At 63.1% G+C, this 23,385-nt stretch carries 22 protein-coding genes and 1 other RNA gene; 18 read left to right on the top strand and 5 right to left on the bottom strand.

What is annotated here, in order from left to right; translation table 11 throughout:
- Positions 1-39 precede the first annotated feature (39 nt).
- Positions 40-435, top strand: a complete 396-nt coding sequence (locus BLP65_RS02140) for a ClpXP protease specificity-enhancing factor (protein ID WP_092992106.1) — start codon at positions 40-42, stop codon at positions 433-435.
- Between the two features lie 53 nt (positions 436-488).
- Here the strand turns inward: BLP65_RS02140 and BLP65_RS02135 are convergent, their stop codons facing one another.
- Genes BLP65_RS02135 through BLP65_RS02115 form a run of 5 tightly spaced genes read right to left on the bottom strand, consistent with a single transcriptional unit; the run spans position 489 to position 5,296 of the window.
- Positions 489-1,883 carry an FAD-binding oxidoreductase gene (locus BLP65_RS02135; protein ID WP_399350722.1) on the bottom strand — a complete coding sequence of 465 codons (1,395 nt, stop codon included), beginning with the start codon at positions 1,881-1,883 and terminating at the stop codon, positions 489-491.
- A gap of 10 nt (positions 1,884-1,893) precedes the next feature.
- Positions 1,894-2,478, bottom strand: a complete 585-nt coding sequence (locus BLP65_RS02130) for a BON domain-containing protein (RefSeq protein WP_092992104.1) — start codon at positions 2,476-2,478, stop codon at positions 1,894-1,896.
- Positions 2,475-3,074 carry a phosphoheptose isomerase gene (locus BLP65_RS02125; RefSeq protein ID WP_092992102.1) on the bottom strand — a complete coding sequence of 200 codons (600 nt, stop codon included), beginning with the start codon at positions 3,072-3,074 and terminating at the stop codon, positions 2,475-2,477. The genes BLP65_RS02130 and BLP65_RS02125 overlap by 4 nt, the downstream gene beginning before the upstream one ends.
- 13 nt (positions 3,075-3,087) lie before the next feature.
- Positions 3,088-3,459, bottom strand: a complete 372-nt coding sequence (locus BLP65_RS02120; RefSeq protein WP_092992100.1) for a YraN family protein — start codon at positions 3,457-3,459, stop codon at positions 3,088-3,090.
- Positions 3,446-5,296 (bottom strand): penicillin-binding protein activator, encoded by a 1,851-nt coding sequence (locus BLP65_RS02115; RefSeq protein ID WP_175452398.1) that lies wholly within the window; start codon positions 5,294-5,296, stop codon positions 3,446-3,448. Before BLP65_RS02115 ends, BLP65_RS02120 begins: the two co-directional genes overlap by 14 nt.
- A 122-nt stretch (positions 5,297-5,418) precedes the next feature.
- Between BLP65_RS02115 and rsmI the strand changes: the two genes are divergently transcribed.
- The 17 genes from rsmI (at position 5,419) to ftsA (ending at position 23,385) form a co-directional block, all read left to right on the top strand.
- Positions 5,419-6,252 (top strand): 16S rRNA (cytidine(1402)-2'-O)-methyltransferase, encoded by an 834-nt coding sequence (gene rsmI, locus BLP65_RS02110; protein WP_092992321.1) that lies wholly within the window; start codon positions 5,419-5,421, stop codon positions 6,250-6,252.
- 164 nt (positions 6,253-6,416) lie between these two features.
- An RNA gene (gene rnpB / locus BLP65_RS02105) (RNase P RNA component class A) lies at positions 6,417-6,786 on the top strand.
- A 316-nt stretch (positions 6,787-7,102) separates the two neighbouring features.
- Positions 7,103-7,561: a division/cell wall cluster transcriptional repressor MraZ gene (gene mraZ, locus BLP65_RS02100; protein ID WP_092992319.1), complete on the top strand. Its 459-nt coding sequence runs from the start codon at positions 7,103-7,105 to the stop codon at positions 7,559-7,561.
- Positions 7,562-7,564: 3 nt separating this feature from the next.
- Complete coding sequence (rsmH, locus tag BLP65_RS02095; RefSeq protein WP_092992096.1) at positions 7,565-8,506, top strand: 16S rRNA (cytosine(1402)-N(4))-methyltransferase RsmH; 942 nt, start codon at positions 7,565-7,567, stop codon at positions 8,504-8,506.
- Positions 8,503-8,769: a cell division protein FtsL gene (gene ftsL, locus BLP65_RS02090; RefSeq protein WP_092992094.1), complete on the top strand. Its 267-nt coding sequence runs from the start codon at positions 8,503-8,505 to the stop codon at positions 8,767-8,769. The genes rsmH and ftsL overlap by 4 nt, the downstream gene beginning before the upstream one ends.
- On the top strand, positions 8,766-10,478 hold the full coding sequence (locus BLP65_RS02085) for a peptidoglycan D,D-transpeptidase FtsI family protein (protein WP_092992092.1): 1,713 nt from the start codon (positions 8,766-8,768) through the stop codon (positions 10,476-10,478). Before ftsL ends, BLP65_RS02085 begins: the two co-directional genes overlap by 4 nt.
- Entirely contained in the window at positions 10,475-11,989 is a 1,515-nt protein-coding gene (locus BLP65_RS02080) for a UDP-N-acetylmuramoyl-L-alanyl-D-glutamate--2,6-diaminopimelate ligase (RefSeq protein WP_092992090.1), read from the top strand. Before BLP65_RS02085 ends, BLP65_RS02080 begins: the two co-directional genes overlap by 4 nt.
- Positions 11,982-13,355, top strand: a complete 1,374-nt coding sequence (locus BLP65_RS02075; RefSeq protein ID WP_245688201.1) for a UDP-N-acetylmuramoyl-tripeptide--D-alanyl-D-alanine ligase — start codon at positions 11,982-11,984, stop codon at positions 13,353-13,355. The genes BLP65_RS02080 and BLP65_RS02075 overlap by 8 nt, the downstream gene beginning before the upstream one ends.
- Positions 13,355-14,437: a phospho-N-acetylmuramoyl-pentapeptide-transferase gene (mraY, locus tag BLP65_RS02070; protein WP_092992088.1), complete on the top strand. Its 1,083-nt coding sequence runs from the start codon at positions 13,355-13,357 to the stop codon at positions 14,435-14,437. The genes BLP65_RS02075 and mraY overlap by 1 nt, the downstream gene beginning before the upstream one ends.
- Before the next feature lie 39 nt (positions 14,438-14,476).
- Entirely contained in the window at positions 14,477-15,826 is a 1,350-nt protein-coding gene (murD, locus tag BLP65_RS02065) for a UDP-N-acetylmuramoyl-L-alanine--D-glutamate ligase (RefSeq protein ID WP_092992315.1), read from the top strand.
- Positions 15,827-15,885: 59 nt separating this feature from the next.
- A complete protein-coding gene (gene ftsW / locus BLP65_RS02060) occupies positions 15,886-17,001 on the top strand; it encodes a putative lipid II flippase FtsW (RefSeq protein WP_281180142.1) in 1,116 nt (371 codons plus the stop codon).
- Positions 16,998-18,095, top strand: a complete 1,098-nt coding sequence (murG, locus tag BLP65_RS02055) for an undecaprenyldiphospho-muramoylpentapeptide beta-N-acetylglucosaminyltransferase (protein WP_092992084.1) — start codon at positions 16,998-17,000, stop codon at positions 18,093-18,095. The genes ftsW and murG overlap by 4 nt, the downstream gene beginning before the upstream one ends.
- Before the next feature lie 71 nt (positions 18,096-18,166).
- Positions 18,167-19,561, top strand: a complete 1,395-nt coding sequence (murC, locus tag BLP65_RS02050; RefSeq protein WP_217631879.1) for a UDP-N-acetylmuramate--L-alanine ligase — start codon at positions 18,167-18,169, stop codon at positions 19,559-19,561.
- On the top strand, positions 19,558-20,463 hold the full coding sequence (gene murB, locus BLP65_RS02045) for a UDP-N-acetylmuramate dehydrogenase (RefSeq protein WP_092992080.1): 906 nt from the start codon (positions 19,558-19,560) through the stop codon (positions 20,461-20,463). Before murC ends, murB begins: the two co-directional genes overlap by 4 nt.
- On the top strand, positions 20,460-21,389 hold the full coding sequence (locus BLP65_RS02040) for a D-alanine--D-alanine ligase (protein WP_281180140.1): 930 nt from the start codon (positions 20,460-20,462) through the stop codon (positions 21,387-21,389). Before murB ends, BLP65_RS02040 begins: the two co-directional genes overlap by 4 nt.
- Positions 21,389-22,138, top strand: coding sequence for a cell division protein FtsQ/DivIB (locus BLP65_RS02035; RefSeq protein ID WP_092992077.1), 750 nt, complete (start codon positions 21,389-21,391; stop codon positions 22,136-22,138). Before BLP65_RS02040 ends, BLP65_RS02035 begins: the two co-directional genes overlap by 1 nt.
- 17 nt (positions 22,139-22,155) lie before the next feature.
- Positions 22,156-23,385, top strand: a complete 1,230-nt coding sequence (gene ftsA, locus BLP65_RS02030; protein ID WP_092992075.1) for a cell division protein FtsA — start codon at positions 22,156-22,158, stop codon at positions 23,383-23,385.

The raw sequence follows: 23,385 nt of genomic DNA, 5'->3' as shown, positions 1-23,385 counted from the left end.
CACTGCCATCCTTCGTTCCAATCCCAATCCAGAGTTGCCATGACTCCAAGCCGTCCCTATTTACTGCGCGCTCTCTATGAGTGGATTCTCGACAATGGTATGACGCCGTATCTACTGGTGGATGCCGAACAGGAGAATGTCCAGGTCCCCGAGCAGTTCGTGGAAAATGGAAAAATCGTTTTTAATGTAAGCCCCTCGGCCATCCGAAATCTGGAATTGGGCAATGATTGGGTATTGCTGGATGCACGCTTCTCCGGTAGTCCGATGCAGGTCAGCGTGCCCATCATGGCCGTGCTTGCGATCTATGCTCGCGAGAACGGAAAAGGGATGGTTTTCACGGATGAGGAGGGCGGCGATCAGCCGCCCCCATCACCTCCCGGCGGAGGGGATGGCGATGATAAGCCGAAGCGTCCCAGCCTTAAGGTCGTCAAGTGAGTAATGAGTAGCTAGTGGCGAGTAGCGAGTAGCCAGGAGGCTCTGCGGGCCCGTCAAAGCGGCGGGAGCTTCTTGCCGGGATTGAGGATACCCGTCGGGTCGAACTGGGCCTTGATGCGATGCATGAGGTCGAGGGCGACGGGGTCGGTTTCACGCACGACATAGTCGCGTTTGTCGAGGCCGATGCCATGTTCCCCCGAGAGGGTGCCATCGAGGGCCAATACCATATTGAAGATGTCGGAGAGGCACTCGGCCGCGGCGCCCATCTGATTCGGATCATCCGGATCGACCAGCAGATTGACATGGATATTGCCGTTGCCGGCGTGGCCGAAGTTGACGATGGTGATGCCGTAGCGGCGTCCCAGGTCGTTCAGGCCGTCGATCAGGTCGGGCATGCGGGAGACCGGCACGACGACGTCTTCGTTGATCTTTTTGGGGGCTACGTTCCGCAGCGCCGGTGAAAGGGCCTTGCGCATCTGCCAAAGTGCCCGAATCTCCTGGGCGTTGCGCGCTTCGGTCAGCTCCAGGCAGTCGCTGTTGCGGGCGGCTTCCGCCACTGCAGTGGCGGCGTGCTCGATACACTCCGCCGGACCATCCACCTCGATCATCAACAGGGCCCCGACCTCTTCCGGGATGGTGACTTCGGAATAGTTGCGGATCATGCCGATGGCACCTTCATCCATGAATTCCAGGGCACAGGGGGTGATCGGTTGGGCCATGATGCGGGCGACCGCTTCAGCCGCGGCCCGGGTACCCCGGTAAAGGGCTCGCAGCGTCCGGCGCGCTTCGGGAAGCGGTGTCAGCTTCAAGGTGGCCTCGGTAATCACGCCGAGTGTACCTTCGGATCCCAACAGCAGGCGGGTCAAGTCGTAGCCGACCACTCCTTTGGTGGTGTAAACGCCGGTACGCAGCGGGCGGCCATCCCCGGTCACCCCGCGCAACCCCAGGGTATTCTCGCGTGGAGTGCCGTACTTGACGGCCCGGGGGCCGGCGGCGTTGCAGGCGAGATTGCCGCCGATCGTGCAGACGGCAGCACTGGTGGGATCCGGGGGCCAGAAGAAGCCGTGCTCAGCTGCGGCCTGTTGGACGGCCTGGTTGGTTGCCCCCGGCTGCACCACCAGGACCCGGTTGTCCGGGTCCACCTTGATGATCCGGTCAAGTCGTTCAGTGGAGAGCACCAGTCCCCCTGCGACGGGGACCGCCGCGCCAGCAGTGCCGGTGCCGCGACCGCGTACCACCAGTGAAAGGTCCGTTTCGTTACACAGGGCCACCACGGCGACGACCTGGGCGACGGTTGTGGGCAAGGCGACGGCAAGGGGAGTGCAGTGCCGGCGACTGTTGTCATAGCCGTAGGTCCAGCGGTCCGCAGTTTCCAGTAGCAGCCCTTTCGATCCGAGGATTTCCAGGAGTTGCTGCTGCTGGTCGTTGGTCAGCTGAGAATTATTCAATTGCGCGGTATCAGTCGAGATATTCGAATGCGCGGACAATGCGCTTTACGCCGCTGGTTTCACTCGCGATGGATGTGGCGAGATTGGCTTCGCCGCGAGTAATCAATCCCATCAGGTAAACCGTTCCGCTCTCCGTAACCACCTTGATACGGGTCCCGTCGATGGCCTTGTTGGCTAGCAGTTTTGTCTTTACCTTGGTGGTAATCCAGCTGTCCCGGCTGCGGGAGCCGATCTTGGCGGGTTCCGCCACCCGGATTTCATTGTGGACCTTTCGGACTTTGGGAATGTTCACCACGTATTCTTCGGCACGGCGACGCAGTTCCGCTGTGCGTGCTTCGCCGGTCAGGAGGAGCACGCCGTTATAGCTGACGGTGTTGATATGCGCGTTTTCCGACTTGGCGAGTGCGGCGTCTTTTTGCATTCGGGCAAAGGCTTTCATCTCGATCACCTGGTCATCGATCTGACTGCCGGCTGTACGCCGGTCATGAGCGGCCATGGTTCCGCCCCCGGCTGCACCCGCCAACAGCACGGGTGTGGCACAGCCGTACAGCAGGCTGGCAAGCAGGGCGACGAGTGCCATTCTGATGATGGTCATGTTCCGTTCTCCTCCCCGAAAAGCTGTGTATCAATCAGGTCACAAAGGCAGTGAATCACCAGCAGGTGTACTTCCTGAATTCGGGCGGTGGAGTTTGCGGGTACCCGGACCTCGGTGTCTGCCCCGGCCAGTTTTCCGACCAGGCTCCCCCCACCCTTGCCGGTGAGTGCTATCACGCTCATCTCTCTATCGTGGGCGGTCTCAACGGCACGCAGTATATTTGCGGAATTACCGCTGGTGGATATGGCCAGAAGAACGTCACCCGGCTGTCCGATCGCCCGAACCTGCTTGGCAAAGATTTCATGGTAGTGGTAATCATTGGCAATCGACGTCAGTGTCGATGTGTCGGTGGTCAGCGCTATCGCCGGCAGGGCCGGCCTCTCTCTTTCGAAACGGTTGAGCATTTCCGAAGAGAAGTGTTGGGCATCTCCCGCCGATCCGCCATTGCCGCAGCTCAATACCTTGTTACCGGCCAGTAGTCGTTCGCCGATCGTTCTTGCCGCCCGGGCGATCACCGGCGCCAGACTCTCCACCGCCTCCTGCTTGCTGCGAATGCTATCCGCGAACAATCTTTTTACTCGTTCAACCGTATCCATCAAATGCGATGCTCTATCCCGTTACTATGATGGCATTTCGTAGCCATTCGATATCGTTGTCGCCCGCAGGCCCTATTGCCACCACATCGAAACGGCAAGGGCTTTCGGTCTTGCGGTGGCGCTGCAGGTAATGTTGAGCGGTGTTGATGAGGCGTCTCTGTTTGCGTGCATCGACGCTGGCAGCGGCACCACCATAGCTTCGGTGGCTGCGAAAGCGCACCTCTACGAAGACCAGAGTGTTGCTGTCGTGCATGATCAGATCGATCTCCCCGCAGCGGCAGCGGTAGTTCCGTTCCAGCAACCGAAGCCCCCGTGCGGTGAGATACCGGAGCGCCTGTTCTTCTGCGTGTTGTCCCCGGACCTTTGTACTTTCACTCCCGGGCATCGTCGGCTTCGATCGGCTCGGCAAACAGGGTGCGGGGCAGTACCTGCGGTTCGCCGTGTTTGAATCGTGCCCAGACCAATTGTCGCTGGATACGGTTATCAGGGGCGACGTGGAGATTGCCGGTCTCACCCTGAAAACGGTCATTGGGATAGCTATCCAGTAGGCTCAGACGCGGCACCAGGAGATAGGCATCCAGACCCAGTGCCACCAGCCGCTGCAGCGAACCCGTATGCCGCTTCAACACCGTACGGACTTTCTGGCGAAGCGGGGCATGGGACGTTTCGGCGTTCAACGTCCAGGGGGTGTCACCGAAGATGATGCCCTCCATGTCCCGGTCCTGGGCCGGGTCAACATGGCCGGCATAGACATGTGAAGTGGCATAGATCGGGAGCCCGATGGCACGGTGGTAGCGGAGTTGAGGACGAATGAGTCGCGCCTGGCGGGGAAAAGCGGCGAGGAATACAAAATCGACATCCTGGCGTCGATACGCCTCGAATTCGACCTGCCGGCCGATGACATCCCGTACGGCCATGCTGCGCCTTTCGCTTGCATCAATGCTTAACATTCTCTTGATGGGGTCGGAGAAATCGCTCTGTTCCGCATCGTATTCGGAGGTCGATGCAATCGTGCCACCGAGCTCTTCCCAGCGCTGCAGGAATGATTCCCGTACCCGATCGCCCCAGGCCCCCGCGGGTGCCAGAACCGCCGCATTGTTATGGCCCTCGAGCCAGGCTAGTTCGGCGATCTGGCGCGCCTCCGTCTCCGGCGCCAGGCTGAACTGGAACAGCGATTCGGAGGCAGACGGCTCCGCATGGTTGAGGGCAATGGTCGGTACCGGCAGTTGCTCCTCCCGGGCGAGGATACGGACCGCCTCCTTTCCCAGCGGCCCGATGACGAATTCGGCGCCTTGGTTTACTGCCGTATCGTAGCGAGCCAGAACTTCATCCGGGGAGCCTTCATCGTAAAAGCGAAGGGTGACATTGTGTCGTTGGGCACTGTCGTAATAGGCCGCCAGGATGCCGTCACGAATCGCTTCCGCTGCCTGCGCGAAGCGACCGTCCAGGGGCAACAGGACGGCGATATGGCCCGGCTGTAGCGCCAATGCCTTGCTTTTGATCTCGATGGCTTTCAGCATCGGCTCGAGGACCGGGTGGCCGGGATAGCGCTGCCGCCATTCATCAATGCGTTCGGCAATCCGAACGGCCGGCTGCTCGGTATCCTTGGCGATGCGTGCCAGTTCCATCCAGCCGCTCAGCACGCTGGGCGGCGGACGTACGCGCAGCTGCTCCAGCGCCTGATTGGACAGGTTGGAAAGTGCTTCCCAAATAACCAGCTGGTTGGCTTCGATATCCTTTATGTCGGTGAGAAAGAGTTCTCTCTGGATCGATTCGCGGGCTGCGTCCAGGTGATTGCCGAGTTCACTGAAGGCGCGCGCACGGAGTTGGTGGAACCGTGCGTGCAGGGCGGTTTCGTTCTCCGGTGCGGCGGGCCGGGCGAGCAGGGAAAGCGCCAGATCCGGATCCTCCGACACTACCACCGTGGCCTGGAGCAGCTGGTGCTGCATGGCGAGGTCTGCCGGGAGTCTGCTGCTGTCGACCGACTGCAAGAGACGGGTCGCCGGACCGGCTAGTCCCGCCTGGATAAGGGCCTGTGCGGCTTTCAGACGGTACTCCTCACGTTGCGGGGACCGGGCCTGTTCGGCGAGGCCTTCGAAAAGACGGGCAGCCGCGTGATAGTCACCCGATTGCAGCGCCTCCTCGGCGGCCGTTCTGTCGGAAGCCGGCTCGGGCGTTACCGGAGCTCCGGCACAGCCGGCTAAAAGGACCAGTACTGGCACTAACCTGAAAATCGCGCGCATAGATATGTATAGTTAGTAGTTTGCGGGGTCAATCATAAGGCGGCGGGGAATCGTACGCCGTGCGGAAAGACACAGTATGTTAATGGGGTGAGATGGTGTCAATTGAAGCGGGGATTCTCTATGTAGTGGCGACCCCTATCGGCAACCGGGGTGATATGTCGCCGCGCGCCATAGAAACCCTCAAGGGGGTCGACCGGATTGCAGCCGAGGATACCCGGCGCAGTACGCCACTGCTGCGTGATTTCGGGATCGACACGCCGCTCATCCCTTTCCATGAGCATAATGAATGGCGCCTCGGGCCCGAACTGATCGAGAAGATCGTATCCGGAGAGTCCGTTGCCCTGATTTCCGATGCCGGGACGCCTCTGGTCAGCGATCCCGGCTACCACCTGACCCGCGCCGCCCTCGAAGCCGGCTTGCGTGTCGTCCCGATTCCCGGACCCAGTGCCCCCATCGCCGGCCTCTCGGTGGCGGGGCTGCCTACTGACCGCTTCCTGTTCGTCGGTTTTCTGCCGCCCAAGCCGGGTCAGCGGAGCAATGAACTGGAACGGTTGCGCGAATGGACGGCCACGCTGGTGTTCTTTGAGGCGCCCCACCGAATCGAGGCGGCATTGGCGGATATGGCCCGGGTACTCGGTGGTGAACGGCGGGCGACGCTGTGCCGGGAACTGACCAAGACCTTTGAAACCGTCCACCACAACAGCCTGGCCGGGCTGTGCGACTTCGTCGGTGCCGACCCCAACCAGCGGAGAGGCGAATTCGTGCTGGTGGTCGAAGGTGCCCCGGCCAAATCCGGAGAACTCGATGAAGAGGTAGAGCGAATCGCCACTATTCTCGCCGACGAGCTGCCGGTGAAACAGGCCGCAGCATTGACCGCGAAGATCACTGGGGCGAAAAAGAATGCGGTTTATCAGTTTCTAGTGGCTAGTGGCTAGTGGCTAGTGGCGAGGGGCTAGTGGCGAGGGGCAGTTGCCAGCAACCAGTCACTCGCTACTAGCTACTACTCTTGAGGAGCAGTTCCTAGCAACTAGCAACTAGTTACTCGCCACTTGCAGTAAACCCTTGCAACTTTCCCCGAAATCCGGAGACTAACCCTCCGGAAGTCGGCCGGACAGTCGCTGCACCTCGTGTGTGGAGGAAAGTCCGGGCTCCGCAGGGCAGGGTGCCAGGTAACGCCTGGGCGGCGAGAGCCGATGGAAAGTGCCGCAGAAAATTACCGCCGATGGCCCTCCACGGGAGGCGCACAGGTAAGGGTGAAAAGGTGCGGTAAGAGCGCACCGCGCGGGTGGTAACACGCCGCGGCAAAGGTAAACCCCACCCGGAGCAAGACCAAATAGGGGAACAGGCGATTTCGATCGCCGCGTGTGGCCCGCACGGTTCCCGGGTAGGTCGCTTGAGGCGCACGGTGACGTGTCGCCCAGATGAATGACTGTCCCCGACAGAACCCGGCTTACAGGCCGGCTTCCTCCTTTTTTCTTTTCAGGTGCGGGTTATTGCCCGTCGGCCCGGCATTTCGGCACTCAGTCCGCCCCTTCCTCCCTAACTTTACAATCTACTTTAGGTTTGATCAGCAAGCGGCTGATTGCCAAACGTACATTGTCCGGAATTATTTCCCACCTATCGTCCACCACGTCCCACTTCACGTAAGTAACTGTGAAATAAGTAGGAATCTCCCATTTTACGGCCCGTATTTGCTTGACACTCCGGTTAGGGCCTACCTATAGTGTGGTTGCGTGGATCAAAGTGGATCAAAGTGGGGCAAAGTCCCCGAGGGCGATACCGGTGCTGTTCAGGGGAGTGGCAGAACTTAATCTCGACACCAAGGGGCGGATGGCCATTCCGAGCCGCTATCGCGAGCGTTTGTCCGAACGGTGCGAGGGCCAACTGGTTGCGACCATCGACACGGACGAGCGCTGCCTGCTTCTTTATCCCCTGCCTGAGTGGGAGGCAATCGAGCGCAAACTCGATGCGCTGCCCACCTTCAATCCTCAGGCGCGCCGTGTGCAGCGGCTTTTGATGGGACACGCTTCCGATGTCGATATGGATGGCAACGGCCGCCTGCTGCTGCCCCCGCCCTTGCGGCAGTACGCGGGCCTCGAAAAGCGCATCGTGCTGATTGGACAGGGCAAGAAATTCGAGATCTGGGACGAACAGCTGTGGCAGCAGAAGCGGGACGAATGGCTGGCCGAGGAGACGGTCGCCGACGGCGAGTTGCCCGCGGAACTCGAATCGCTGTCCCTCTGAACAATGGCTGAAAAGAATCAACACGCGCCGGTACTTCTCGAGGAAGCACTGGCTGCTCTGAATATCCGCCCCGAGGGCATCTATCTCGATGGGACTTTCGGGCGCGGCGGGCACGCGGCGGCCATTCTCGAACGGTTGGGACCGGACGGGCGCCTGCTGGCGACCGACAAGGATCCGGAAGCGGTCGAGGCGGCCCGACAGCGATTCGGGAGCGATGATCGATTCGCCATCGTAAGGGGGAGCTACACCATGCTGGCCGAGGAAGCGGCGAAGCGGGGATGGAGCGGCAGGATTCGGGGAATTTTTCTGGACCTGGGCGTCTCCTCGCCCCAGCTCGATGATGCCCGCCGGGGTTTCAGCTTCCGGACCGAGGGCCCTCTCGATATGCGTATGGACCCGGCGTCGGGCGAGAGTGCCGCCGATTGGCTGGCACGGGCGTCCGATCGGGAAATCGCCGACGTTCTCAAAGAGTACGGCGATGAGCGTTACGCCAAACGCATTGCCCGCGCCATCGTGCGAACCCGGGAGGAAGCGGGTCCGATAAAGACTACGGCACATCTCGCGGATGTGATCGCCAAGGCGCATCCCCGCTGGGAGCGGGACCGCCATCCGGCGACTCGTTCGTTTCAGGCCATCCGGATTTACATCAATCGCGAGCTGGAGGAGTTGGAGGCGGTGCTCGGGCAGACGGTGGAGCTGCTGGCTCCCGGTGGTCGACTGGCCGTGATCAGTTTCCACTCGCTGGAAGACCGCCGGGTCAAGCGTTTCATGCGGGACGAGGCGAGCGGTCGTGATGAACTGCCCCCGGATTTTCCCGTACAGGCCAGCCATTTCCAGCCGCAACTCAAGGTGATCGGCAAACCGGTACGCGCGGGTAAAGAGGAACTGGAGCGCAATCCGCGGGCACGCAGTGCCGTGTTGCGGGTCGCGGAGCGGGTGGCATGACAGCGCGGCTCTCCGTGCTGGTGCTCGCTGCTGCGGTGTTCGTATCCGCTCTGGGAGTCGTGTTCTCCACCCACGAAGCCCGCAAACACTTTGTGGCGCTGCAGGACCTAGTCGAGGTGCGGGACCAGCTCAATGTGAAGTGGGGACAGCTGCAGCTGGAACAGAGTACCTGGGCGACAGATGGTCGTATCGAGCGCGTCGCCCGGGAGGAACTTGGCATGCAAATGCCGCAGATCGGTGCGGTGGTGATTGTCGAACCATGAGCGAGAGCAATCCAGTGCGCTTTTATCGGGGACGTTACGCGGTGGTGCTGGGCACATTGTGTCTGGTCATGGCCGGGCTCGTCTGGCGCGCGGTGGATTTGCAGGTGGTGGACCGCCAGTTCCTGCAGGAGCAGGGGGATGCCCGCCACCTGCGAGTGGTTTCGGTTCCCGCGCATCGCGGCATGATTACCGATCGGCACGGGGAGCCGCTCGCGATGAGCACGCCGGTCCAGTCCGTCTGGGTGAATCCTGCCAAACTGATGACGGCCCGCGACCGTTGGCCGGAATTGGCGCGCGCGCTGGAGATGGCGCCGCAGCGGCTGGCGGAACAGGTCGAGTCGCGCCGCAGTCGTGAATTTGTCTACCTGCGGCGGCATATGAATCCGGCCGATGCGCAAAAAGTACTGCTACTCGGGATCCCGGGGGTTTCGGCCCAGAAGGAGTATCGCCGCTACTATCCCACCGGTGAGGTCTCCGCTCACGTGGTGGGCTTCACCAACATCGATGATGAGGGCCAGGAAGGGCTCGAATTGCAGTTTGAGCGTTATCTGCGCGGCCACAGTGGCAGCAAACGGGTGATCAGAGACCGACTCGGTCAGACCATCGCCAACGTGGAGAGCATCGAGGAGCCCCGCCCCGGTCGCGACATCGCCCTCAGCCTCGACCGTCGCATTCAGTATCTGGCTTATCGCGAACTGAAGGCGGCGGTTAGCCGCCACAGGGCCAAGGGCGGTTCGGCCGTGGTACTCGATGCCCGTACCGGCGAAGTGCTGGCGATGGTCAATCAGCCCGCCTACAACCCCAACAACCGCAGCGACCTGGTGAGCTGGCGCTACCGCAACCGGGCGGTGACCGACGTCTTTGAGCCCGGGTCGACGGTCAAGCCCTTTACGATAGCGGCTGCTCTCGAGACCGGCCGCTTCGAGCCGGAAACCGCGGTGGACACTTCGCCGGGCCATTATCGACTCGCAGGCTTCACTATCCGGGATCATCAAAATTATGGTGAGATTGATGTCGCCACCGTGATCAAGAAATCGAGTAACGTCGGGGCGAGTCGCATCGCCCTGGACCTCGAGCCGGAACAGTTGTGGAAGACTTTCAGCCGGGTGGGACTCGGAATCGACAGTGGCAGCGGATTCCCCGGGGAAGCGGCCGGCACCCTGAGCGGCTGGAACGAGTGGCGTAACGTAACCCGCGCCACCATCTCCTACGGCTATGGGCTCTCCGTCACACCGCTGCAACTGGCCAATGCCTATTCGGTGATCGCCGGTGATGGCCGTCTGCGGCCGGTCAGTTTCCTCTCTCTGGAGGCGGGGGAGGTCCCCTCCGGTAGAGCCGCTCTTGACCAGAAAACTGTGCGTCAGGTCCGTGGGATGCTCGAAGCGGTCGTCAGCCCGGAAGGAACCGGATGGGCCGCACGAGTGCCCGGATACCGAGTGGCTGGCAAAACTGGGACCGTGCACAAAGCCATCGTCGGCGGATACAGCGAAGATCGCTACAGTGCGGTATTTGCCGGCATGGCGCCGGCGAGCCGTCCGCGATTGGTGATGATGGTGATGATTGACGAACCAAGTGCCGGCAAGTATTTCGGTGGTCAGGTGGCGGCCCCGGTGTTTGCACGGGTGATGGAGGGAGCCCTGCGGCTGCTCGATATCCCTCCCGACGATATCGATTCGCTGGGCGTGACTGTGGCGGAGGCATCGCAATGATGGCCGTGCAGATTCAGACGCCCGGAATCCGCCTCGGCGAGTTGCTGACGGGCCTGGCCGATCCCGGCCGGTTCGCCTCGGTCGTGGTGTGCGGTATCGCCCTCGATAGCCGCCGGGTGGTCGAGGGCGGGCTGTTCCTGGCGCTGTCCGGTCACGCCCGGCACGGCCTCGAGTACGTGGACAGTGCCGTTGCGCACGGTGCCGCTGCCATTCTCGCGGAATCGGCGGATGCCGAGTCGGCAACCCTCTACCGGGGGGTGCCCTTGATAAAGGTTCGGCATCTGGCCTCGCAGGCGGGGCGGATCGCCGGGCGCTTCTACGGAGAACCGTCGCGGCAAATGCATGTGATTGGCGTCACCGGCACCAACGGCAAGACTTCCGTCAGCCATTTTATCGCCGCATCACTCCAGCAATCGGCCCCTTGCGGAGTGATGGGCACGCTGGGGGCGGGCCTTTTCGGTGCACTGCACAGTACCGGACATACCACTCCGGATCCGGTGACCCTGCAGTCGCTGCTCGACTCCGTGCACCGTGCAGGAGCCAGCCGCGTCGTGATGGAGGTCTCCTCCCATGCCCTGGTGCAGGAGCGCGTAGCCGGGGTGGGGTTTGATACGGCTGTGTTCACCAATCTGAGCCACGAACACCTGGACTATCACGGTGATATGGAGGCCTATGCTGCCGCCAAACGGCAGCTGTTTGAGCAACCGGGCCTCAAGACGGCCGTTATCAATGCCGATGACCCGGTGGGCAGCGACTGGCTGGCCGATCTGGATGCGGACCTGGAGATCATCGATTACGGCCTGGCTGAGCGCCACGGCCGCTCCCCGCGGCTTTTGGGCACGGATGTGCGCCTGGAGCAGACCGGGCTGAGCCTTGCGATTCGCTCCCCCTGGGGCAGCGGGACGCTGGCCACCGGCCTGCTCGGGCGCTTCAACGCTCACAACCTTCTGGCGGCGCTCGGCGCCCTGTTGGCCGCCGGTCTCGAATTCGACGATGCCCTTGAACGTCTGAGCCGGGTGCAAACGGTGCCCGGCCGGATGGAGCGCTTCGGCGGCGGCGAACTCCGGCCGCTGGTGGTGGTCGATTATGCCCATACCCCCGATGCACTGGAGCACGTGCTGCGCGCCGCCGGTGAGCACTGCCGGGGGAGTCTCTGGTGCGTGTTCGGTTGTGGCGGGGATCGCGACTGCGAGAAGCGTCCGCTCATGGGCCGGATTGCCGAGCGCTATGCCGATTTCGTGGTCATAACCGATGATAATCCCCGCAATGAGGACCCGTACTCAATCATCGAGCAGATCCAGCAGGGTATGGCGGACCCGGATGCCGCCCAGGTGATCCGCGACCGCGGCGAGGCGATGGCCCGGGCACTGCAAGCCGCTGTGCCGGGAGATGTGGTCGTGATCGCCGGCAAGGGTCACGAGAGCCAGCAGGTGATCGGTGGCCGTTCGCTGCCGTTCAGCGACCGGGAGACTGCCGCGCGGCTGCTGGGCGAGGAGGTGCCGAGTGACTGAGTCAATCGGTATCCATACAACACTCGTCCGCGCCGCCGAATGGTGCGAAGGCCGCCTCGAGGGAGAGAGCCGTGTTTTTCACGGCGTGACGACCGATTCACGCCGGGTGGCCCCGGGTAATCTATTTATCGCCCTGCGTGGCCCCAACCATGATGGTCACGATCATCTCCGTGCGGCGATCGAAAAGGGTGCTGTCGCTGCTCTCGTCGAAACACCGGTTGCTCTGCCCGGGGAAATAGAGGTGCCGCAGCTTCGGGTCTCCTCCACGCGGGCTGCTCTCGGACGGTTGGCCGCGGGCTGGCGGCGGGAACTGGCGACTCCGTTGGTGGCCATCACCGGCTCCAACGGCAAAACCACCGTGAAGGAGATGACCGCTGCGATTCTCTCCCGAAAGGGTGCTGTGCTGGCGACCCACGGTAATCTCAATAACGATATCGGCGTACCGCTGACGCTGCTGCGGCTTACGCCCGAACACCGTTTCGCGGTGGTGGAGATGGGTGCGAATCATGCCGGTGAAATCGCCTACCTGACCAGGCTGGCCCGTCCCGACGCCTCGCTCATCACCAACGCCGCGGCGGCCCACCTGGCCGGTTTCGGATCCCTGCAAGGTGTGGCCCGGGCGAAAGGGGAAATCTTCTCCGGCCTGGATGAGAGCGGGACGGCGGTGATTAACGCCGATGATGACTTTGCGGGGCTCTGGGTTGAACTCGCCGGTGAGCGACGGGTGCTGCGCTTCGGGCTCGACCGGGAGGCAGAGTTGACTGCCAGCTGGAACACCGAAGCGGACGGCAGCCGACTGATGCTCCAGCTGCCCGACGGCGAAGTCGAATGCCGGTTGGCACTACTGGGTCGCCACAACGTAGCGAACGCCCTGGCCGCCGCCGCCCTCGCCATCTCGATGGGCCTTTCGGGTGACGATATCGCCGCGGGGCTCGGTTCGTTGCAACCGGTGAAGGGACGCCTGGTACCGCGTGCGGCACTGAATGGAGCCCGACTCATCGATGACAGCTACAACGCCAATCCTGACTCGCTGCGGGCGGGGATCGAGGTCCTGGCCACTGCCTCCGGACGGCGTGTGCTCGCCCTCGGTGACATGGGGGAGCTGGGCGATGATGCGCCGGCACTGCATGCCCGGGCGGGGGAGGATGCGCGCCGGAAGCATATCGATGCACTCTACGCCACCGGACCCCTGGCCCGTTTCGCCGCAGAGGCGTTTGGTCCGCAGGGGCGCCATTTTGACACTATTGATGCGCTGGTAGCCGCACTCAGGTCCGAGCTCTCACCCGAAGTGACCGTTTTGGTCAAGGGGTCGCGGACGGCCCGCATGGAGCGGGTGGCCGATGCACTGGCGGGAGGGGACGCCTGATGCTGCTTTATCTTGCCGAATATCTTGAACAGTTTCAGACCGGTTTCAGCGTCTTTCAGTACCTGACGCTGCGCGCCATCCTCGGCGCATTGACCGCCCTGATATTCTCTCTGGTGCTGGGACCGGTGCTGATCCGGCGCCTGACCGAACTGCAGATCGGTCAGCATGTGCGGGACGATGGTCCGCAGACCCACCTCGCCAAGGCGGGCACACCCACCATGGGGGGCGCGCTGATCATCCTTGCGGTGGTTTTGTCCACCTTGCTGTGGGCGGACCTTTCCAATCGTCACATCTGGGTGGTCGTCGGTGTCATCCTCATGTTCGGGGGCATCGGATGGGTGGATGACTGGCGCAAGCTGATGCACCGTCGCTCCGAGGGGCTGAAGGCGCGGGAGAAGTACTTTTACCAGTCGGTGGCGGGACTCGGTGCGGCGCTGTTCCTCTTCTATACGGCGGAAGCGCCGGTCGAGACGCAGCTTATCGTACCGTTCTTCAAGGATATCGCCATTCCTCTGGGAGCCGGCTTTGTCGTCCTCAGCTACTTCGTCATCGTCGGCACCAGCAACGCGGTGAACCTGACCGACGGACTGGACGGGCTAGCGATCCTGCCGACGGTAATGGTCGGCGGGGCGCTGGGCCTGTTTGCCTACGTCACCGGCAACGTCAATTTTGCCTCCTACCTGAGTATTCCCTATGTGCCGGGTGTGGGTGAAGTGGTGGTGATTGCCGGGGCGCTGGTGGGGGCCGGCCTCGGCTTCCTCTGGTTCAACACCTATCCGGCCCAGGTGTTCATGGGCGACGTCGGTGCCCTCGGGTTGGGTGCGGCACTGGGGGCCATGGCGGTCGTGGTGCGACAGGAACTGGTACTGCTGGTGATGGGCGGGGTGTTCGTGATGGAGACCGTTTCGGTCATCCTGCAGGTGGCTTCCTTCAAGCTCACCGGGCGGCGGATTTTCCGCATGGCGCCGCTCCACCACCATTTCGAATTGAAGGGGTGGCCCGAGCCGCGGGTCATCGTGCGTTTCTGGATCATCACGGTGGTGCTGGTGCTCATCGGGTTGTCCTCATTGAAGATTCGGTAACCGGAGTGTGACGAGTTGATCACGCAACAGGACATCGCAATGCAGACCGCCAAAGCGGTTCAGGGAGCGACGATCATCGTCGGACTTGGCCGGACCGGTCTCTCCTGTGCGCGTTTCCTCGCCGGCCGGGGCGAGGCCTTCATGGTGGCCGACAGCCGGCAAGCACCGCCGGGCAGAGAGGAGTTGCAGCGGGAGCAGCCGGATACGGAAGTCTGCCTGGGTGCCTTCGATCCGGCGATGTTCGCGAAGGCCGGCCAGCTGATTGTCAGTCCCGGGGTCTCGCTGGATGAACCGGCAATCGTTGCCGCCCGCAGGGCGGGGGTGCCGGTGATGGGTGATATCGAGCTGTTTGCCCGAGTTGCCCGCGCCCCGGTGGCGGTGATTACCGGCTCTAACGGCAAAAGCACGGTGACAACTCTCCTCGCCGAGATGGGCCGCGCGGCGGGGTGCGAGATCGGCATGGGCGGGAATATCGGCACCCCGGCACTCGAGCTGGTTGGCGACAGCGAACCCGATCTCTACGTGCTGGAGCTGTCGAGCTTTCAGCTGGAGACCACCGAATCCCTTCAGGCAGCGGCGGCAACGGTGCTGAACATCAGTGATGATCACCTGGACCGCCATGGTGATATCGAAACCTACGCGGCCATCAAACAGCGGGTATTCAACCGCCAGGGTAGCGACGGCGTGATGGTCATCAATCGGGATGATCCGCTGGTCGCCGCCATGGCCGATCCCGAACGCCGGGTGATCCGTTTCGGCGAGCGCGAAGGGGCCGATTACCACTTTGCAGAGCGCGACGGTTCTGTCTGGCTGGCCCGGCGGGGCGAACCCCTGATGGACGTGTCGATACTGCGGATCGCCGGTCGGCACAATTGGCTCAACGCACTGGCCGCACTGGCCCTCGGTGAAGCCGTCGGGCTGCCGATGGACGCCATGCTGACGGCGCTGAAGAGGTTTCCCGGACTGCCGCATCGCTGCCAGCATGTGGCGGAGAAGGCGGGCATACGCTTTTTCAATGACTCCAAAGGGACCAACGTCGGCGCTACGCTGGCTGCGGTAGACGGAATGCCGGGAGAGCGGGTGGTGCTGATCGCGGGAGGTCTCGGCAAGGGAGCGGACTTCCGGGAGCTGGCTCCGGTCCTCGCCCGGCGCGGGCGGGCCGCGGTGCTGTTGGGACGGGATGCCGCATTGATTGCCGAGGTGCTCGATGGCGTTGTGCCGATCGTGTGGGTCGCCTCAATGGAGGAGGCAGTGCGCAAGGCCGCCGATCTGGCCCGAACGGGGGATGCGGTATTGCTCTCGCCCGCCTGTGCGAGTTTCGACATGTTCAGTGGCTATGCCGAACGGGGCGATCTCTTTGTGGAAGCGGTCGGGAGGTTGCCGGCATGACCGCCCAGGCGCTGGCAACCGACCTCAAGCTGCCGCGGCGGCATCGCGGTCGCCCGCTGATGGACTTTCCGTTGGCCGCCGTGGCCGTGGCGCTGCTCGGGCTGGGATTGGTGATGATCGGTTCGGCTTCGGCCGCCATTGCCGATCGACAGACCGGCGAGTCGTTCTACTACCTGTTGCGGCAGTTCACCTACATCGCGTTGGGCGCCTCACTGGCCTTCGGGCTCCTTCGCATTCCGCTTTCTGTCTGGGAAAAGAGCGGACCGGCCCTTTTGGTCTGCGGTCTGGTGCTGCTGACCATGCTCTTCGTACCCGGGCTGGGGCGGACCGTCAATGGCAGTACCCGCTGGTTGATGGTCGGACCATTCAACTTCCAGGTCTCGGAATTCGTGAAGCTGGCGGTGGTGATTTATATGTCCGGCTATCTGGTACGCCGGGGCAGAGCGGTGCGTACCACGGTGGCCGGTTTCCTGATCCCCATGTCGCTGGTCACGCTGATTGCCGTGCTGCTGCTTGCCGAACCCGATTTCGGTGCCGCCGCAGTGTTGATGGCGACCGCGCTGGGCATGATGTTCCTGGGTGGCGTGCGGTTGTGGCTATTCGCACTGCTCGTGGGACTGGCCGGCGCGGCACTGTCGGTTTTGGCGGTCTCTTCGCCCTACCGACTGGAGCGATTGACCACATTTCTCAATCCCTGGGAAGATCCGTTCAACAGCGGCTTTCAGCTCACCCAGGCTCTGATTGCCTTTGGGCGCGGTGACTGGCTGGGGGTAGGGCTCGGTGACAGCGTGCAAAAGCTCTTCTATCTCCCCGAGGCGCATACCGATTTTCTGCTGGCGGTTTTGGCCGAAGAGCTCGGGCTGGTGGGTACCCTGGGTGTTATCGCCCTGTTTGCCGTTCTGCTCTGGCGGGTGTTTCGGATCGGCCGCCGTGCCGCCGAGGCGGGACAGCAGTTTGGCAGCTACCTGGCGTTCGGGGTCGGGATTTGGATTGCGCTGCAGGTGGTCGTCAATGTCGGCGTCAACATGGGTGTTCTGCCCACCAAAGGGCTGACCCTTCCGCTGATGAGCTACGGCGGCAGCAGCATGCTGGTCAGCTGTATGGCGATCGCACTGGTACTGCGGGTGGGACTGGAGACGCAACTGGCTGGCATGTCCGGGGGAGGTCGCCGATGAGTGCCGCGCGTGTCCTGATCATGGCCGGTGGTACGGGCGGCCACGTGTTCCCGGCTCTCGCTGTGGCGCACGCACTCGCCGAGCAGGGCGTGGAGGTCCGCTGGCTGGGGACCCGCGCCGGTATGGAGGCGCGGGTGGTCACTGCAGCGGGCTTCCCGATCGATTTCATCAGCGTTGCCGGGCTTCGCGGAAAGGGTGCGCTGGGCTGGCTCACGGCTCCCGTCCGGCTGCTGCGCGCACTGGCACAGTCGCTTGCGGTGCTGCGGCGGTTCCGCCCGGGCGTTGTGCTGGGCATGGGCGGATTTGTCGCCGGCCCGGGAGGACTGGGCGCGAAGCTGCTCGGGTTTCCTTTGCTGATTCATGAACAGAATGCCGCGGCGGGGCTTACCAATCGGCTGCTGGCCCGCTGGGCCCGGCGGGTGTTGACCGCATTCCCGGATGTACTGACACGGGGTGAGGTGGTGGGCAATCCGGTACGCGAAGCGATCACCGCGCTGCCCGACCCGGGTGAACGCTTTGCGGGGCGCACGGGGCCCTTGCGGGTACTGGTGATTGGCGGCAGCCAGGGTGCAGAGGCCCTCAATCGTACCGTTCCGCAGGCGTTGGGTCGGATAGCGCCCGATCGGCAGCCCCTGATTCTCCATCAGGCTGGCGAGAAGAAACTGGCACCGGCGCGGGAGTGCTATGCGGCGGCCGGCATCACGGCCGATGTCCGTCCTTTCCTGGAGGACATGGCGGAGGCCTACGGCTGGGCCGATCTGGTGATTTGCCGGGCCGGGGCGCTGACCGTCAGCGAACTGGCCGCTGCAGGTGCACCGGCGATCCTGGTCCCGTTTCCGTATGCAGTCGATGATCACCAGACGCGCAACGCCCGCTATCTTACGGACGCCGGTGCCGCCTTGTTGGTGCCACAGGCGGAACTGACGGCCGAAGGCCTGTCGGCCCGGATCGAGGAGTTTGCCACTGACGCCGCCAGTGGGCGCGAGCGGCTTTTGACAATGGCGCGGTCGGCCCGGGCGATGGCCCGGCCGGCGGCAACAGATGAAGTGACAAGGGCGTGCCTGCAACTGGCGCGTCCCGGGAGTGATGTATGAGCATTGAGAGCGAAACCGACCTGGTCTCGGGGACCAACAACAGGGCCAATTACTCCGCCAACCAGACGGTGATGGGGCGCATTCGCTCGATCTACATGGTCGGGATCGGCGGCTCCGGGATGGGCGGTATTGCCGAAGTGCTGCTCAATCTCGGTTACCGGATCGTCGGTTCCGACCTGCGGGAGAACACCGTCACCCAACATCTGGAGGCGCTGGGTGCCAGACTCTATTTCGGCCACGAGGCCGAACAGATTGACGGTTGTGATGCGGTGGTGATCTCCTCCGCAGTCAACGACGCCAATCCCGAGGTGAAAGCGGCCAAGGCGCGCCGTATCCCGGTGGTCCGGCGCGCGGAAATGCTGGCCGAACTGATGCGTTTCCGGCACGGAATCGCCGTGGCCGGCACCCACGGCAAAACCACCACCACCAGCCTTATCGCCAGCATCCTCGCCGAGGGAGACCTGGATCCCACCTTCGTGATTGGCGGGCGCCTGAACAGCGCAGGCAGCCATGCGCGATTGGGGGCGAGCCATTTTCTGGTGGCCGAAGCCGACGAGAGCGACGCCTCCTTTCTTTATCTGCAGCCCATGACGGCGGTGGTCACCAATATCGATATGGACCATATGGGTACCTACGGCGGTGACTTTGCCAAGCTGCGTGAAACCTTTGTGGAATTCGTTCACCACCTGCCTTTTTACGGATTGGCGGTGGTCTGCCTGGACGACCCCGTAGTGCGCGAGCTGATTCCCGAGATGTCCCGCCCGGTGACCACCTACGGTTTCAGCGCCGATGCCGACGTGCGTGCCCTGGACATGGTGCAGGATGGCTTGCGCACCCGCTTTCGCATCGCCCGGCCGGGCGCCGAGGAGTGGCTGCACGTCACCCTCAACATGCCGGGAGAACACAACGTCCTCAATGCCCTCGCTGCGGTAGCCGTTGCCCACGAGGTCGGCGTCAGCGATGCGGCCATCGAAAGTGCCCTGGATAAATTCGAGGGCATCGGCCGTCGCTTTCAGGTCCATGGCGAGGTGAAAACGCCCAAGGGCCAGGTTCTGCTGGTGGATGACTACGGACACCATCCAAGAGAGGTGGAGGCCACCCTGAAGGCCGCCCGTGCTGCATGGCCGGAGCGTCGCCTGGTGGTGGTCTTTCAGCCGCACCGCTACTCCCGCACGCGGGACCTCTTCGAGGACTTCACCGAAGTGCTGACCGAGGCGGATGCACTGTTGGTGCTCGAGGTCTACGCCGCCGGCGAGACACCGGTGGCGGGCGCGGACAGCCGCACCCTGTGTCGGGCCATTCGCGCCCGCGGCAAGGTGGACCCGGTATTTGTTCACGGTCGGGAAGACCTGCCGGAGACCCTGCTGGGTGTGCTGCGGGACGGCGATGTGGTGCTGACCCTGGGTGCCGGTGATATCGGCGGCATCGCCGCCGCCCTGCCGAACCAGCTGGAGGTGCATGCATGATGACGGCGGAGCGGCTCGAATGGCGCGGCGAATTGCGCGAGAACGAGTCCATGGCGCGCCATACCACCTGGCGGGCCGGTGGTCCGGCCGAGCGCTGGTATTGCCCCGCCGATATCGACGACCTGGTTCTGTTTCTCGGCTCCATCCCCGCTGATGAGCCGCTCTATTGGGTAGGGCTGGGCAGTAATCTGCTGGTTCGCGAGGGCGGTATCCGCGGCACGGTGATCAGCACAGCCGGAACCCTTGGCCGACTTGAAAACCGGGGCCGGGGTCGAGTCCGCATCGAAGCGGGTACTGCGTGCGCCAAGACGGCACGTTTTTGTGCACGGGCCGATCTGGCGGGGGCCGAATTCCTGGCCGGGATCCCGGGAACAATTGGCGGGGCACTGGCGATGAATGCGGGTTGCTTCGGCAGTGAGATCTGGGAGCGGGTGGTAGAAGTGGAGACGATCGATCGGTTCGGGCACCTTCGTACCCGGTCGCCTGCTGACTATCGCATCGGTTATCGCAGCGTCGAGGGGCCGGCCGGTGAATGGTTCGTTGCGGCAGAACTGGCGTTTGCGGCGGGTGATACGGAAGACTCGACCCGGCAGATGCGCAGCTACCTGGACCGGCGAGCTGCCAACCAGCCGATTGGACAGCCCAGCGCCGGTTCGGTGTTCCGTAACCCGGAGGGTGATCACGCGGCCCGGTTGATCGAGGTGAGCGGCCTCAAGGGTACCTGCATCGGCGGCGCTTGCGTGTCGGACAAACACGCCAACTTCATCATCAATACGGGCGAGGCCAGCGCCGGAGAGATCGAACAGCTGATCCTGCGAGTGGTCGATCGTGTGCGTGAACACTCCGGGGTGGTGCTGGAGCCCGAGGTGCGCATAGTCGGCGAACCGGAGGTGAAGCGGTGAGCGTCAGCGATCCCAAGGCATTTGGCCGTGTCGCACTGCTGATGGGTGGCTTGTCGGCAGAGCGCGAGGTGTCGCTGAAAAGCGGGGCCGCCTGCCTGGCTGCGCTGGAGCGCCGCCGTGTGGATGTGCATGGCATCGATGCCGGCCGTGATGTCCTCGATCGGCTGGGAACCGGCGGTTTTGACCGCGTGTTCATCGCACTGCACGGCCGTGGCGGGGAAGACGGTGCCATCCAGGGGGCGCTGGAGACGATGGGCCTGCCCTATACGGGTAGCGGCGTACTCGCCTCGGCGCTTGGCATGGACAAGCTGCGTACGAAACAGGTCTGGATGGGTGGCGGTCTGCCCACGCCGGCTTTTGAGGTGCTGACCGCGGATAGCGACTTTGCTTCGGTTACCGCACGTCTCGGTCTGCCGCTCATGGTCAAGCCGGCCCGCGAGGGTTCGAGTATCGGCATGTCCTGGGTGGAATCGCCCGAACATCTGGCCGCCGCCTACGCGGAAGCGGCCCACTATGACCGTGAGGTGTTTGCCGAGGCCTGGGTCACCGGTGCCGAGTACACCGTCGCCATACTGAGCGGTGAGGCCCTGCCGGCCATCCGACTGGAGACGCCGCACAGCTTTTATGACTACGAGGCCAAGTACCGGGCGAACACCACCCGCTATCACGTACCGTGCGGGCTGGATGCAGAGCGCGAAGCGGAGCTCAGGCGACTGGCACTGGATGCCTTCCGGAGTGTCGGCGGCTCCGGCTGGGGCCGGGTGGACATCATGGCCGATGCCGAGGGCCGTCTGTGGCCGATCGAGGTCAATACCATTCCGGGTATGACGGACCACAGTCTGGTGCCGATGGCCGCGCAGGCTGCCGGCATCGATTTCGACGAGTTGGTCTGGCGGATTCTCGAGACCAGCGTGGGGGCGGCCTGATGACAAAACGGCAGGCGGCACGCAAGAACGAACAGATTCAGCGGAATCGTCGCTGGCTGAAAAGGGCGGGCCAATCGCTGGCACTGGTTGCGGGCATTGCGGTGATCGCTACAGCGGGTCGCTGGTTGACGCAGCCGTCGACCCTGCCGGTCGGGTCGGTTCACATCCGCGGCACCTTTGTCCATGTGGACCGGGAGGAGTTGCGCCAGGCGGTGGAGCCGTTCGTCAAAGCCGGGTTTCTGGGGCTCGATATGAACGGCATTCGCCGCTCGGTGGAGGAGTTGGCGTGGGTGCGCCAGGCATCGGTACGGCGTAGCTGGCCGGCGGCACTGGCGGTTTCCATCGAGGAGCAGCGCGCTGCCGCCGTATGGGCTCCGGGCGGCCTGATTAATGAAAGGGGGGAGCGTTTCGTCCCCGGAGAGCAAGGTTTGGCGGACGGGGAGCTGCCGGTGCTCTCGGGTCCGGAGGGTTCAGAGGGGAAGGTGATGGCCCGTTTTCGGGGGATGAAGGGCAAGCTTGCAGCGCTTGGTGCATCGATTACCCATCTGGAGATGGATGCACGTCGGGCCTGGCGAATGCAATTGAACAGCGGTCTGACACTGCGCCTGGGTCGGCGGGAGATCGACGATCGTCTACTGCGCTTCGTGCGCACCTATGACGGAGCGATTGCACCGCATCTGGAAACGATTGAATACGTCGATCTGCGCTACACCAACGGATTTGCCGTGCAGTGGAAGAAGAGCGCCTGAGGCAGGGGAGTGGAGGTATGTCGAAAAAAATGGACAAGAACCTGATCGTCGCCCTGGATATCGGTACCTCCAAGGTAGGTGCCATCGTCGGCGAGATCACCGCCGGGCAGGAGATTGAGATCATCGGGATCGGATCGCATCCATCGCGGGGACTCAAGAAGGGGGTGGTGGTCAATATCGAGTCCACGGTGCAGTCCATTCAGCGTGCAGTGGAAGAGGCGGAGCTCATGGCCGGCTGTCAGATCCACTCGGTGTTCACCGGGATCGCGGGCAGCCATATTCGAAGCCTGAACTCCCACGGCATCGTTGCCATCAAGGACAAGGAGGTTCACCAGAGCGATGTGGAACGGGTGATCGATGCCGCCCGGGCCGTAGCGATCCCTGCGGATCAGAAGATCCTGCACGTGCTGCCACAGGAATTCATTATCGACAATCAGGAGGGCATTCGCGAACCGGTCGGCATGTCCGGGGTGCGCCTGGAGGCCAAGGTGCATCTGGTGACCGGTGCGGTGAGTGCGGCTCAAAATATCATCAAGTGTGTGCGCCGCTGCGGCCTGGAAGTCGACGACATCATCCTCGAGCAACTGGCCTCGAGCTACGCGGTACTTTCCGAAGACGAGAAGGAACTGGGGGTATGTCTGGTCGATGTTGGTGGGGGCACTACCGATATCGCGGTGTTCACCGAAGGGGCCATTCGCCATACGGCGGTGATCCCCATCGCCGGCGACCAGGTGACCAACGACATCGCCGTGGCCCTGCGTACGCCGACCCAGCATGCAGAGGACATCAAAATCAAATACGCCTGTGCCCTCACTCAGTTGGCGAGCCCCGATGACACGATTGAGGTGCCGAGTGTGGGGGACCGGCCGGCGCGGCGCCTCGAACGCCAGACCCTGGCGGAGGTGGTGGAACCCCGTTACGACGAGCTGTTCACGCTCGTACAGACAGAGCTACGTCGCAGCGGTTATGAGGACCTCTGCGCGGCAGGCGTGGTACTCACCGGCGGTACCGCCAAGATGGAAGGCGTGGTCGAACTCGCAGAAGAGATCTTTCACATGCCGGTGCGCCTGGGGCTGCCCGAGGGTGTTGCCGGCCTGTCCGACGTGGTCCGGAATCCCATCTATTCCACCGGCGTCGGGCTGTTGCTGTTCGGCAAGCATAACCGTGGCCAGGCTCCGGATCTCGCCGGGGCCGGGCTGCGCAGTGTCTACCAGCGTATGAAAAGCTGGTTCCAGGGAAATTTTTGA

The sequence above is a fragment of the Thiohalomonas denitrificans genome, assembly GCF_900102855.1.
GTDB classification, from domain to species: domain Bacteria; phylum Pseudomonadota; class Gammaproteobacteria; order Thiohalomonadales; family Thiohalomonadaceae; genus Thiohalomonas; species Thiohalomonas denitrificans.
The sequence above is the reverse complement of the archived record's forward strand: the minus strand, read 5'-3'. Positions and strand labels throughout refer to the sequence as shown.

What these genes read in the sequence shown, in the direction of transcription:
- BLP65_RS02140 (WP_092992106.1), top strand. Translation starts at nt 40, where the DNA reads ATGACTCCAAGCCGTCCCTATTTACTGCGCGCTCTCTATGAGTGGATT.
- BLP65_RS02130 (WP_092992104.1), bottom strand. Translation starts at nt 2,478, where the DNA reads ATGACCATCATCAGAATGGCACTCGTCGCCCTGCTTGCCAGCCTGCTG.
- BLP65_RS02125 (WP_092992102.1), bottom strand. Translation starts at nt 3,074, where the DNA reads ATGGATACGGTTGAACGAGTAAAAAGATTGTTCGCGGATAGCATTCGC.
- BLP65_RS02120 (WP_092992100.1), bottom strand. Translation starts at nt 3,459, where the DNA reads ATGCCCGGGAGTGAAAGTACAAAGGTCCGGGGACAACACGCAGAAGAA.
- rsmH (WP_092992096.1), top strand. Translation starts at nt 7,565, where the DNA reads ATGGCTGAAAAGAATCAACACGCGCCGGTACTTCTCGAGGAAGCACTG.
- ftsL (WP_092992094.1), top strand. Translation starts at nt 8,503, where the DNA reads ATGACAGCGCGGCTCTCCGTGCTGGTGCTCGCTGCTGCGGTGTTCGTA.
- BLP65_RS02085 (WP_092992092.1), top strand. Translation starts at nt 8,766, where the DNA reads ATGAGCGAGAGCAATCCAGTGCGCTTTTATCGGGGACGTTACGCGGTG.
- BLP65_RS02080 (WP_092992090.1), top strand. Translation starts at nt 10,475, where the DNA reads ATGATGGCCGTGCAGATTCAGACGCCCGGAATCCGCCTCGGCGAGTTG.
- mraY (WP_092992088.1), top strand. Translation starts at nt 13,355, where the DNA reads ATGCTGCTTTATCTTGCCGAATATCTTGAACAGTTTCAGACCGGTTTC.
- murD (WP_092992315.1), top strand. Translation starts at nt 14,477, where the DNA reads ATGCAGACCGCCAAAGCGGTTCAGGGAGCGACGATCATCGTCGGACTT.
- ftsW (WP_281180142.1), top strand. Translation starts at nt 15,886, where the DNA reads ATGGACTTTCCGTTGGCCGCCGTGGCCGTGGCGCTGCTCGGGCTGGGA.
- murG (WP_092992084.1), top strand. Translation starts at nt 16,998, where the DNA reads ATGAGTGCCGCGCGTGTCCTGATCATGGCCGGTGGTACGGGCGGCCAC.
- murC (WP_217631879.1), top strand. Translation starts at nt 18,167, where the DNA reads ATGGGGCGCATTCGCTCGATCTACATGGTCGGGATCGGCGGCTCCGGG.
- murB (WP_092992080.1), top strand. Translation starts at nt 19,558, where the DNA reads ATGATGACGGCGGAGCGGCTCGAATGGCGCGGCGAATTGCGCGAGAAC.
- BLP65_RS02035 (WP_092992077.1), top strand. Translation starts at nt 21,389, where the DNA reads ATGACAAAACGGCAGGCGGCACGCAAGAACGAACAGATTCAGCGGAAT.
- ftsA (WP_092992075.1), top strand. Translation starts at nt 22,156, where the DNA reads ATGTCGAAAAAAATGGACAAGAACCTGATCGTCGCCCTGGATATCGGT.